At 45.9% G+C, this 12329-nt stretch carries 9 protein-coding genes; all 9 read right to left on the reverse strand.

Annotated elements, in window-relative coordinates:
* Positions 1-52: 52 nt before the first annotated feature.
* The 9 genes from ACRQ5D_RS22445 to ACRQ5D_RS22485 all read right to left on the reverse strand — a co-directional run bounded on the left by ACRQ5D_RS22445 (position 53) and on the right by ACRQ5D_RS22485 (position 12034).
* Positions 53-1828 (reverse strand): insulinase family protein, encoded by a 1776-nt coding sequence (locus tag ACRQ5D_RS22445; RefSeq protein ID WP_432326653.1) that lies wholly within the window; start codon positions 1826-1828, stop codon positions 53-55.
* Between the two features lie 68 nt (positions 1829-1896).
* The gene (locus ACRQ5D_RS22450; RefSeq protein ID WP_432326655.1) at positions 1897-2775 is read right to left on the reverse strand and encodes a M16 family metallopeptidase; all 879 of its coding nucleotides are present in this window, start codon (positions 2773-2775) and stop codon (positions 1897-1899) included.
* A 351-nt stretch (positions 2776-3126) separates the two neighbouring features.
* Complete coding sequence (locus tag ACRQ5D_RS22455) at positions 3127-3576, reverse strand: protein-disulfide reductase DsbD domain-containing protein (RefSeq protein WP_432326657.1); 450 nt, start codon at positions 3574-3576, stop codon at positions 3127-3129.
* Between the two features lie 23 nt (positions 3577-3599).
* Positions 3600-3863: a hypothetical protein gene (locus ACRQ5D_RS22460; protein WP_432326659.1), complete on the reverse strand. Its 264-nt coding sequence runs from the start codon at positions 3861-3863 to the stop codon at positions 3600-3602.
* Positions 3864-3883: 20 nt separating this feature from the next.
* Positions 3884-4687 (reverse strand): alpha/beta hydrolase family protein, encoded by an 804-nt coding sequence (locus ACRQ5D_RS22465; RefSeq protein WP_432326661.1) that lies wholly within the window; start codon positions 4685-4687, stop codon positions 3884-3886.
* A 21-nt stretch (positions 4688-4708) separates the two neighbouring features.
* Positions 4709-6709 carry a TlpA family protein disulfide reductase gene (locus ACRQ5D_RS22470; RefSeq protein WP_432326663.1) on the reverse strand — a complete coding sequence of 667 codons (2001 nt, stop codon included), beginning with the start codon at positions 6707-6709 and terminating at the stop codon, positions 4709-4711.
* Between the two features lie 166 nt (positions 6710-6875).
* Positions 6876-8096: a RagB/SusD family nutrient uptake outer membrane protein gene (locus tag ACRQ5D_RS22475; RefSeq protein WP_432326665.1), complete on the reverse strand. Its 1221-nt coding sequence runs from the start codon at positions 8094-8096 to the stop codon at positions 6876-6878.
* A 12-nt stretch (positions 8097-8108) separates the two neighbouring features.
* On the reverse strand, positions 8109-11681 hold the full coding sequence (locus ACRQ5D_RS22480) for a SusC/RagA family TonB-linked outer membrane protein (protein WP_432326667.1): 3573 nt from the start codon (positions 11679-11681) through the stop codon (positions 8109-8111).
* An 83-nt stretch (positions 11682-11764) separates the two neighbouring features.
* Positions 11765-12034, reverse strand: coding sequence for a hypothetical protein (locus ACRQ5D_RS22485; RefSeq protein ID WP_432326669.1), 270 nt, complete (start codon positions 12032-12034; stop codon positions 11765-11767).
* Positions 12035-12329: the final 295 nt, after the last annotated feature.

Below are 12329 nucleotides of genomic sequence, written 5' to 3' on the forward strand. Positions count from 1 at the left end.
TTCTGGCTGGAGGTGTTTAAAATATTTTTAAAATCCGGGATCGGAAACCCGGTTAATTCGGTTTTTCAGGGTTTAATATGAATCGCTGGAGATTATCCCCGCTTATATATTTCTTCGCCGCCTTTTGCAGTGTATCCCGGTCAAGGGCATTGATCATCGTGACAACCTGATCGGCTTCCAGCAGGTCTTCTTTGTTACTCATCTGCCTTACCAGGTAACCTAACCAATAGGCATCCGTTTTTACCCTAACCTCGTTATTGCGTAATGTTTCCGCCTTAAATTTCTCAAGGTCTGACGCTGATATCCCGTTGGTTTTTAAATTTTCGATCTCTTCCAGTGTAGCGTGGATGAGTTTGTCGGTATTTCCAGGTGCACAGGTAAAATCAACAGCGATTTGATATTGTTGCGATGGGTATTTAGCAAAAGTCGCTCCCGCTTGCGGCGTATATACACCACCTTCTGACTCTCTGAGCCTGTCCAATAGTCTCAATTCAACGATCGCACCTAACGCCTGTAGTTGCAGGTTGCTGGCCAGTGAATAATCGTATTTGCCGCTGAATACCAGTTTTACCTCCGATTTTGCCTCTTTGCCCTTGTTAAAGATATGTGTCGCTATTCCGGCAGGTACGACGATCTTTAAGTCCTTAAAACTTTCTGCTGATCCGGTATCGGCAGGCAGGCTGCCCAAATAAGTCTCGCAGTAGTTAAGAAGTTTTTCAGGATCGAAGTTCCCTACAAAAACAAATGTCTCTCCGTTCACATTATCCCAGCGCTCCCGGTAAAACCGCAGCGCTTTATCCTGGTCGATGCCTGCTATATCCGCTAAGGCAGGCGGTGTCCTCCTGATACTGTAATCTCCTAATACGGCATTTACAGAATCTGAAAAAACAGCCTCCGGGTCGTTGTGCCTGTTGGCCACCGCTATTTTTGCATTCGCTAAAATATTCTTGAAAACGGTTGTATCTTTTCTTGGACTGACATGATACTGATGGATCAATTGGAAAGCTGTTTCCATGTCTTCTGCGCCGAAACTGCCGCTGAAACCTTCGTAAAGTTCATTGATATAGGGCGATACCGATAGTTTTCTGCCGCTCAGCAGTTTCGCTAACTGGTTTGCAGTTAAATTTGCTACCCCTCCGGCTTTCACCAATGCGGCCGCGTTAACCGCAGAATGGTAATCCGGATCAGCAGCTAAAGAGGTGCCGCCTTTTTTATAAGAATAGAATAATACGCCATCATTTTTGAAAGTTGTTGGTTTAAATACCAGTTGTATACCGTTATCAAGCCTGTAGATCGCCGCATTCAATGCACTCACATTGGATACTGCGGCTACTTTTCCTTTGACCGGCTCGTCCTTCATAAGCACCGCATTCAAATTATTTTCCAGGTAAGCGCTTAAAGGCGCTTTTTTAACTTCATCGATCCATTGTTTCAATGTCCGCTCATCAGGCAGATCATCCGGGATGGTCTTGGGGCCGGTCACCAGGATATCCTGATCCCTGAGGGAGAGAAAGCCGGCCGTTTTGCGGTTCACTTCTGCAAGCGTTATTCCGGGCAGGAATTCGCCGGTCAGCTTAAATTCTGTTTCCAACCCCGGGGCAGCCTCCTGGTTTAAAAAATAGTTTACATATTCCTCCACATAATTAGCGGATTTGTTTTTGTCCTTTTCCAGTATGAGCGCTTTTATGCCCGCCATGTAGGTCTTTTTTACGCGGTCCAGTTCAGTAGCCGTAAATCCATAGCGGCCTATGCGTTCCATCTCCGTGAAGGCGCTTTTAAAGCCTGCTTCCGCATGCTGAGGTTTAAGGGTTACGCTAAAATTGAACACATCCAGGTCAGCCAGGTAATTTCCGGTGCCTGCACCCGCTTGCTGATAAGGAACACCTTCCCTTTGATTCAGGTCATTGAACCGGAAAGTGAGCAGCTGATCAACGAGGCTTCGCAGTATTTTTCCCTATAGTCAGACCTGGTCCTCAACATGGGGGACCTGAATTTATAAGAGATCGTTATCCTGGAATCCGGGGCCTCGGCGTCCGTGTACTTTAGAAAATGCTCATCGCCTGTAAGCGGTATGCTGATCTTTTGCCGCTGCTGCTCTTTAGCCGGATTTTTCAGATCTGAAAATATAGCCCTGACCGACTTTTCAATCCGTGCGGGATCGATATCCCCTACAACGATCAGCGCCTGCAGATCAGGCCGGTACCATTGATCATAGAAACTTTTGATCTGCGCCGGTTTAAAAGTGGTCAGCACTTGTTCAGTACCGATCGGAAGACGCCTGCTGTAAATGGAATTGTTTAAAGACATGGGCAGGCTTTTTTCCAGCAGGCGTTGATCGAAACCAGAGCGCATTCTTTTTTCTTCGAGTATGACACCTCTTTCCCTGTCGATCTCCGCTGGTTCCAATAAAGCGCCATGCGCCCAATCCCGCATGATCTGCAAGCCGTTTTTCAGCAATTCGGGATCATCAGACGGCAGTGGTAACTGATAGACCGTTTCATTGAAATTTGTATAAGCATTCAGATCGGCCCCAAAGGCCACGCCTGATCTTTCCAGATAGCTGATCAACTCATTTTTAGGGTAATGAGTCGTACCGTTGAAGTTCATATGCTCCAGAAAATGAGCAAGGCCGCGCTGGTCTTCTTTTTCAAGTACAGATCCTACTTTATTAACGATATAAAAAACAACCCTTTTCTCAGGATTGGTATTACGCCGGATAAAATAGGTAAACCCATTTGCCAGTTTACCGGTCCTGACGGCCGGATCGAGCGGCAATGCAGCATCCGGCTGGTCCCGTTTTAAGTTTTGCTGGCTGTATAAATTATGCGAGATAAAAAGGCTTGCCAGATAGACTATCAGGTGCCTTTTTTTAAGATTGAATGCATGATTGAAAATAAAGGCAGCCTGCCTTCACAGGCTGCCGGTTAACTATAACTGAACGGAAAAGAACGTAAAGGCGGATAAAGGTTCCCCGCAAGCAGTTGGGGAGGCATAGTTGGTCAAACTACGCCTGATCAGTTCTGTCCAAAAATCTGGAGGTGACCTGCGGATTGCGGCAACCTGCAGGTCAGGACACAGCAATCAGCCGCAGTGTTTGCGGTAATAGCCGGCGATAATTACCCTCGGCTAATTGACCATAACGGTAAATCCGGCATCATCCGGGGGTAAGCATTTTTCTTCGTTGCAGGTCATATAATGTATATTCCCTTTTACCTTAACCGGGCCTTTGCTTCTAAGCAGTATTTTTTGCTGAAAGATGACCTCGTCGGCAAAGAAGCTGATCTCCATATTGAACACTTTCTCAAATTTAGTAACCGGAGTTGGCTCAACCGGTTTACCGCTTAGCAGGAAGCTTTTTGAGGGCTCGAAAGTGATCGTTGTTTTTACCGGGCCGCCCTTTTGCACATTTTGTGAATAGACGTGCCAACCCTGATCCATCGTTGCTTTCAGGAATATGACAGCTTCTTTATCGTTCAGCCTTTTTGCCGCATAACTCCAGCGAACCGGCGTTAAGATCTGGGCGCTAACCAATCCTGTGCTGCTGATGAGCAGGATCAGGAACATTAATTTCTTCATCGTTTATGTTGATCTGATTTTAATTAATTGAAATGTTTTTTTATCCAGTTGGTCACGATCTGCAATGCTTCCGGTGAAAAATCGCTTTTGATCTCCGCATATTCGCTCGTGGTACATTTTATACAGGGCAGGAACAAATGGTTAAGTCCCGGCATTACGCGCGTTGTGACATCGGTATTTCCACCCGACTCCGGGAACTTTTTCCAGTTGTCCAGATTTTCTTTGTAAGCGACCATCAGGTCCTTATCCCCGTTTAAGGCCAGGATAGGGACGGTTATCTTAGACATGGTTTTTTGAGCGTCATACTTTAAAAAATAACGGTACCACGGACCGACCGCAGACTTTGACCAACTGTAGATCGGATACCGGAAATGGTCGAACTGAACATTAAGCGTACTGAAATAAATACTGTCCTTTTTTTCCATACGTTGTACGCCTCATTTAGTTTCGCTTCCATGTTGGTTGAATCGGCGTATTTGTGGGCCACTCCGAACATCAGGCTGTTGACATCGTTGTAACGTTTTTTGTCATAGTCCGGAATTGGCGCGCTGTTTACGATGTCTTCATTCTGCTTTAGCAGCGACTCATAGCCATTCATCGCAAGACCCGACAGGCTGATCAAAAATTTAACTTTACCGGATTTAGCCGCTGCGATCGAGATTGCAGCGCCGCCCTCACTATGACCCATCAGGCCTATTTTAGCCGTATCGATTTCCGGGCGGCTTCTCAGGTAATTAATGGCTGCAAGGGCATCGTCAGCAAAGTCGCCGGTCGTTGCCGTCTCATACTCACCGGTTGTTTGCCCGGTTCCCCGGTCATCCGTTCTCAAAACAGCAATGCCATTTTTGGTAAGCGAATCGGCGATGGTCGCGAATTCCTTATGTCCCGCCATTTCACCTTCCCTGGTCTGTTTACCTGTTCCGGATACGATAACCACGGTTGCAAAGTGTTTGGTGCCGGCAGGCAAGGTCAACGTTCCGGCGAAAGTGATAGAGCGATCTGCATTTTTAAAGATGACCTGTTCCGTTCTGTAGTTTGATTTTTTGACCTGAGCATTTGCCGTTCCGGCAACGAACGCACATGTAATACTCAGCAGCAGTGTTTTTAGCATTAATTTAGTTTTTTTGTCAGTTCAATTAGTTGAGATATTCTCGTCGGAAAGCGCAGTCGCACTGCCCTTAAAACCGGATGTCATGTAGCGTACAACACCGTGTTTATCAATAATGAGTTTCAGCGGGACACCGGAGATCTGGAAGGCCTTAGAAACCCGGGCGAAAACCTCACCCGTGCCTTTACCTTTGATCATAGGGTTGTCGAACAGAACATTAAATGTATAATGGTTATCTTTCACATATTGCCTGATCTGTTGCTTGTAATCAGCCTCGGTTTCTTCTGTGTCTACAAAATAGAATACAACATTGGGATCATTTTTATAACGCTGAACGGCCAGGTTCATGCCCGGCAGGGAAGCCTTGCAGGGTACACACCAGGTAGCCCAGAAATCCATAACCACCGTTTTGCCTTTTAACGATGCCAGGCTTATTTTCTTTCCTTTCAGATCGGTCATCGTCCAGTTCACCATTGGCTTATTCATCAAGGTAAGGTCTTCCTTACTCATTTTTGATGCTGAAGCATTTTTTAAGGATTGCAGGTATTTATCAAATCCCTCTGCCGACTTGTATTTGCTGATGTAGTTTGCTTTCAGCAGATCCAGCATAGGGGCTGAAACCTGATTTTCATACATACTTTTGATCAATACGTCGTTTACCTCATCCTGATGTCCTGTCTTATTCAATAAAAAGACATAATCATCATTAAGCGACTCTGTTTTATAATGCTGTACCGCTTCCGCTGCCCTCGCATACTGCAATCCCTCGTCGTATTTTCCGGCTCCCCTGCAGATGCTGATATGTTCAAGCACCATCGGCGCATAACCGGCGATGTAAGCATTATTGTAAAACTTGAGCCATTCCTCCGGTGAGTAATATTTGTACTCTTCCGGAACGTTTGTCTTAAAAGTTTGCATGCGTTTCAGCAATAATTCGGAATACGGGTACAGGTAGTTGTCGTCGATAGATTTCCGGTGATGGGCGATCTGTACGGTTTTGTAATAAACGTTGATCGTAGTTAGGAAAGAGAGCCGATCAATATACTTGTCGATCACTTTAAAATCATTATTGCCGATCTGCAATAAGATGACCGTCAGGTAAACCCTGTTATAATCTATCCGGTTAGCTTTGTCAAATTCCGCATAAGCAGGGTCATAAGGGTATTTTTCAAGAAATTCTTCCCCCAGACTTTTTAATTTGCCCTGATCCTTCTCGGCGGAAAACATTTTATAAGCGCCCAGTTTGGCAATAAAACCGGTTGGATATTGCGTTTCAATTGCTTTTTCCAACGAATCGGCTTTCGCTGCCTGTTGGGTGTAGGCTAAGATCTGCCAGGCCCGCAGCCGGTCTGTTTGCGGCGCGTCTTTGCGTGTCAGGTAATTGGTCACGGCATTGATCTTAGGTGCACTGTTTTCTCCGTAAGCACTATGCATTGACGTTGCATAGGCTACTGCGAAGGCCGATTTATATTCCGGATCGTGGTTTTGCTCCAACTCTTTCTGGAGATACATGGCCACAACAGTATCCGTCACAAACTTACCCTGGTTCAAATAATCCGGGATCTCAAAACCATATTTTGAAGAACGGAATAACCCCCATATAGCTAAAGCCCCTTTTGCATTCCTGGCAGTATCTTCAGGGTTTCGCAGCAATTGGGCATAGGGTGTCAGAAAGCCATCTGTTTGTCCAGAGTTGGTATCGACAGAATCACCCGACATGAATTTAAAAGCCACCATGGCCCAGTTTTTTTGGGTGTTGACCATTGCAGACCACTTATTCTTTTCGGAGGAAACCAGGTTCAGGTCGATGCCATGCCACCCGAAATCGGCGTAATAGTAGGCGATGCCTTTCACCTGTTCCCGACCAGCCAGCAGCGTTCCGGATGCGTCGTACGTGATGTTGAAGGGCTGTCCGGCCACTACGGTCGAAGGTGACGATTTGAACTGCTTATACTGCGCCCTGGCTACCGAAATGCCTGCGAGTAAAAAGACCAGCGAAAGAAACTTTACTTTTTTAAGTAACATGGTTTTATAAGATTATCTGGGGTTTTGAACTAAATTCTTGTTGAATTTGAAATAGTATTCAGCGATCGGAAAAACATACCGGTTGCTGTTAGGCTGCAAAACGACGGTTTGCCCATTAAACACACGGGTAATGGATTTGGCGAAACGGCTTTCCTGGTTCAGTCGCTTAAGGTCTGTCCAGCGGATGCCGCGGGCGAAGAGCTCCCTTCTCCGTTCTGTCCAATACCCTGTCGAGTGCTGTAGCGCCATCTGATGCGGTAAGCGGTTGATAATCTGCGGCGGTGAATCGCTTTCTCCGTATGGTATTGACCAATGCTAAAGCGCCGTTAACATCATTTGACCTGGCCAGGCATTCGGCTTTAATCAGCATCACTTCCGGTACGGTAACGCCACAATTATGTGTATTCGGGTATTGCAAAAAAAGGTCTATACTGAAGATCCTGCCGGTATAGTCAAAACTCGCGTTGCTGGCATCGGTCGTAAAATTAACATAACGGAGATCTTTGGTACCAAGTAAATTGATCAATTCGGAGCTTAGCCTTAAAACTGTTGGCGCATAGGCTGTATTAACATTGGCATTTTTTGAAAAGATCAGTTCCGGGTTATCTATGTTTCTCGGTAAACTTCCGCTGAGTGTATTTAGATCGAGGATATTGCTGTTGATGGCCAGCGTACTGTCGGCAAAGACCGCCGCATTTTTGTAATCGCTCATGTCCAGGTATGCTCTTGCCAATAATGCATAGGCCGCTTGTTTTGATGCCAGCGTATTGTATTTACTGATATTGCCCATCAGGGGGGCGGCTCGTTTCAGGTCACTTACGATCTGGGTATAGACCTGCTGAAGGGGAACCCTGGGTAAGGCCTGATCTGTTGAAGGTGTGATCAGCAAAGGCACACCGGGATCGGTGGAAGCAGTAGTGGCATTGTATGCTTTCGCATAAGCTCGGACAAGGGTCATGTAAGCATCCGCACGGTTGACCAATGCCTCGCCCAGGATCTGGTTTTTGTCCGTTGGTGATCCCTGGGTGCTGTTGGGAACCCCGTCAATAACCACATTGCTGTTAAAGATAATATTGTACATCGCGTCCCAGGTGTAGTCATGGGATGCGGGATCGTAATATTGTGCAGCCCAGGTATACACATTATTGTAGGGTGTATAAGTGGCCAGGGAGGCCTGTTGCGCGGCATCCACGAAGTCCACATTGTCATCCCCAAAATCCGGAAAACCATTCCCGATATTGAAAGTACTGGTGGTATTCATAATATCGCGGAAGTTCTCCGTTTCATTAGGCACCAGTTGGCCTTTGGTCCGGATATCTACGTATTTACGGCATCCACTCGATAGAACGGTGGCTATGATTGCTAATGGCAGGTATATCTTTTTCATGTTGATGATCAATTAAAAGTTAGCATTAAGGGATAGATTGTATAGCGGGGTTGGCCTCAATGTCAGGGAACTGCCATTAGATCCAACCTGGAAATCCGGGTCTATCCCTGCTTTGTTCTTCTTCCAGATCAGGCCCAGATTCCGGACCGTTCCCTGAATGTTCAGACTACGGATTTTTAACGCTGCCAAACGGACCTGTGGGAACGTGTAACCAAGGGAAACTTGTCGCAGTCGGATATTATCGGCCCTCAACACGTTGATATCCGCATAGGTGTACCGCAGGTAACTTGTATAATTAAAACTGGAAAGGCCCGGCACGTTCGTTGTACGCTCATCGCCGGCCTGCCGCCATCTTTTATCAATATCAGCATTCAGGCTGTAGGCAATCGTTCCGCGATTGACATAGTAAGGAATGCTGTTCCTCAGAAAAACGTAATCGAATTTATAAGAGATCTGTGCCGCAAGGTTCCAGTTTTTATAGCGGAATGTTTGATTAAGCGCCCCAAAGTATTTTGGAGCCGTATTCCCCGCATACTTCAGGTCATTGATATCTTTAAGCGGACTTGTTGAATTGACAATGGCATTATGCTGGTCGTAAACCTGGGTTTGTCCTTTGCTGTCCAGCCCCGCAAAACGGTAACTGAACAAATAACCGATCGGGTAATCTTTGATCAGTCCTGCGCCCGTAGGTGAATTAACGATATTTGCCGTGTTATCAAATCTGCTGTCGGTTACCTTATTGGTATTAAAGGCGTAATTCAGGTTGATATTCCAGCTGAATTTATTTGACCGGATGACATCGCCGCCTAATGAGCCGTCAAACCCTTTTCCGGATAAGGTCGCTGTATTCCTGTTGAGTCTGGTAAAACCGTAGGTAGGATCATAATCAAATTCGGAGAACAGATCACTGCCTTTTTTGGTGTAATATTCAAAGGAGCCGTTCAATCGGTTACCAAAAAAGCCAAAGTCAATACCTACATTGGTTACTTTCGTGGTTTCCCATTTCAGTGCCGCATTTGCCGGCGAACTGACAAAAGCTGTAGGCAGTCCGGTTACGTTGTCAGCACCGGCTAAAGACAGGGTGGCTTCAGGATGAAGCGTCCGGTCAATGTTGCCGTTGATTCCATAGGTTGCCCTTAGTTGCAGCGCGTCGATCCAGGATACCGGTGACATGAAACTTTCCTTGGCCAGGTTCCAGCTTACGCCTGCGGACCAGAAAGGTTTTGCCCGGTACTTAACATCCAACCCGAAATTGTTGTAATCATCATAGCGTATACTTCCTGATAGCGTGTATTTGTCCATAAACGTATAAGCGGCATTAGAATAGTAGGAAAGGAATCTTCGCTGCTGATCACTATAGTTTCCCTGAGGTGCCCTGGTCGTGGAGTACCCATAAATCGTGGTATAGCTGGAGGGCACATACTGCGCTATCTGTGACAGGTCATTCCATCCGTATAACGTATTGCCGTTAACGATGTCATAAGTTTGCCTGATCTCGGTACCTGCGATCATGTTCAGTTCATGATGCTCACTAATTTTATTGGAATAGGATAGCTGTCCTCTTAAACTGTAATTATTCCTGTTGGTGATGTTCGTATTGAGTATTCCGCCGTAGGGTACGTTCACCGATACACCATTAACGGGATCGTAAGACGTCGCGTTATTCGTAAAATCCCGGGCCGCGTAAGTATACTTATTGCTAAAATTGCGGCTGCTTCCAAACGACTTTTCGATGGAGTAAAGCACGTTCGCTGTTAATCCTTTGATGAGTGGTAAAGGAGCTGTTAAACTGAAATTACCGGTAATATTGGTTTCGCTGTAGGTGTTATCCATATTTTGCTGTTCCTGCAGGTAGTTGTATCCGTAATCCAGGTACCCTTCCTTCACCAGTTTTTGACTGAAAGTTGGATTGTAGGTCTGGTAATAACTTAGGCCGTTACCGTTCGCATCAACAACATGGTCATACGGCATGAACGGGTTTGAGCGGTTAACCAGCGCAGAAAGACCTATGCTGTTATATAAGGATCTGAAATTGGCTAATTTAAGGTTCGCATTAAAGTCGATGACCTTGAAAAGCTTAAAAGTCTGGTTATCGGTCAGTGTAAACCTCGCTGTAGATGATCCGTTATTAATGGGCAATTCTCTGGCATAAGAAACAGAGGTAAAGTAAGTATAAGCCTCGCCGCCGCCGTTTACCGATAAATTGTAATCCTGGGTAACCGGAGCCTGTAAAAAATATTTCCCGTATTCACCGTAGTTAGTAGTAGCACCCAGGGCAGCCAGGTTGCTGTTAAGCTGGGATTGGGTGATGTCTCCCCGTTTTTGTGCGAACAGCAAATTGACCACCTGGCTCGAACCACGGGCATAATCAGCCTTTGTATTATCAAAGATCAGGTTTTTAGCAACCAGTTCTTTCTCAAAATCGATCATCTGTGCCGATGTCATCAGATTTTGTTTGTTCAGATCGGGTTTGGAACCTATTCCGAAATTGGCATTAAAGCTGATCGCTGCCTTCTGGTTCTGATGTCCTCTTTTTGTTTGGATGACAATTACGCCATTTGTTGCCCGTATCCCCCAGATCGAAGCCGCTGCCGCATCCTTCAAAACCGTGATCTGTTCGATATCATTGGGGTTAAGCGACCGGATATCTGTTTCTACCGGAAAACCATCTACCACGATCAGCGGATAGGTATCAGCTTTGAAGGTACTTGCTCCGCGAACAGACAATGTGTAGACTGAGTTTTTCGTTTTAGGATCGCTAACTAAACTTCCCGGGTTTGCATAAGAAAAAGTATTATCACCGGACAGGAAATTTAACTGTAATCCGGGAACCTGGTTTTCAAGCCGCTGTAATACGTTGGCCGTTGGCGTTTGTTCCAATTGTTTGCTGGTTACCACGCTGAAAGAACCCGTTGACCGCTCTTTAGGTAGCTGCTGATAACCGGTTGAAACAACGGCTACTTCATTTAATGCCCTGACGTCGGAAACCATGATGACATCTAATTTAGCCTGGCTGGCTACAGGAATTTCCTGCTTTTTAAAACCGAGCAGGCTAAATTGGATCACGTCACCGGGACTCACTGCCGGTAAAAGATATCCGCCGCTTTCATTGGTCCTCGTTGCCTGATTGCTACCTTTAACCCACACATCAATATCAGCCAGGGGCTCGTTCTTTTCGTTTTTCACTGTGCCCCGCAACGTGTAAGCCACCCCGGGTCCGGCAGCGCCGGTACGTGCATCTGTCGACGGCGTCGTCGATGGACTATTGAAAAATGCAGCATTGCGCGAAACGATCGAATAGCTGTTATCGCTCACATAGAGAAAGATCAGGTTATTGGGGTACAATACGTTTTTTAAGACTTCTTCAAGGTTGTCACCTTTCAGATCCTTAACCGTTGTGAATTTGTTCTCCAGCAATCCTTGTTCGTAGGCGAACTTTGTTTTGAAACGTTTCTGGATAGACTGCAGCGCTTCTGTCAGCGTGAGCCTGGTCGTGTTCCTATTCTGCGCCTTTGCCGTAAATAGCGGTCCGGACAAAAGAATGAATAGTAAACAAACCGGTAAAAAGGTAAGTTTTTTGTGCATAAATGTGGATTTAGTAGTTTTTAATTATCAGGGTTATTTAGATTTCAGGTAATAAATATGATCCCGCTGCGCCACGGTAGCGTTTAATAAGTTAGCCAGCATGTAAACCGTTTCTTCCGGTGTCTGAAGTGAGATAGTGCCTTCGATCCTTTTTTCAGCAAAACGGGATTATCTACTATGATCCGGCCACCGTAGGTATCCTCGTAGTTTTCAATAATGCCTGCTACGGTCATGCCGCTACTTTCCATTTGATGGCTGGTCCAGGCATCCGGCTTATTGTCGAGTTTGCTCACCGGCATCAGCGATAGGTTCGTGTTAACTAACCTGGCCGCATCGCCTGATTTTAACAGCAATGGTGTTTTTCCGGAATTGCTCCTGTTAATACTAATCCGGCCCTGGAGTAAGGATACCAGGACTTCGTTCCGTCTGTCCCGGATGTTGAATATGGTACCGAGTACCTCTACATCGATTTTACCGGCATGCGCGATAAAGCGTTCGCCTTTGTTGATCTTTTCCGGATGGGTATTCAGGTGTTTTACTGTATATTATGGAGATAGTGACCACCCTGTTTCGGGCCAAATTGACCCAGGGGTTAGCTGACTTTTGGGTTGCAGCAAATGCTATAAAAGCACGTACAAAAATAGTTAT

It is taken from the genome of Mucilaginibacter sp. P25 (assembly GCF_050859465.1).
Lineage (GTDB): Bacteria > Bacteroidota > Bacteroidia > Sphingobacteriales > Sphingobacteriaceae > Mucilaginibacter > Mucilaginibacter gossypii.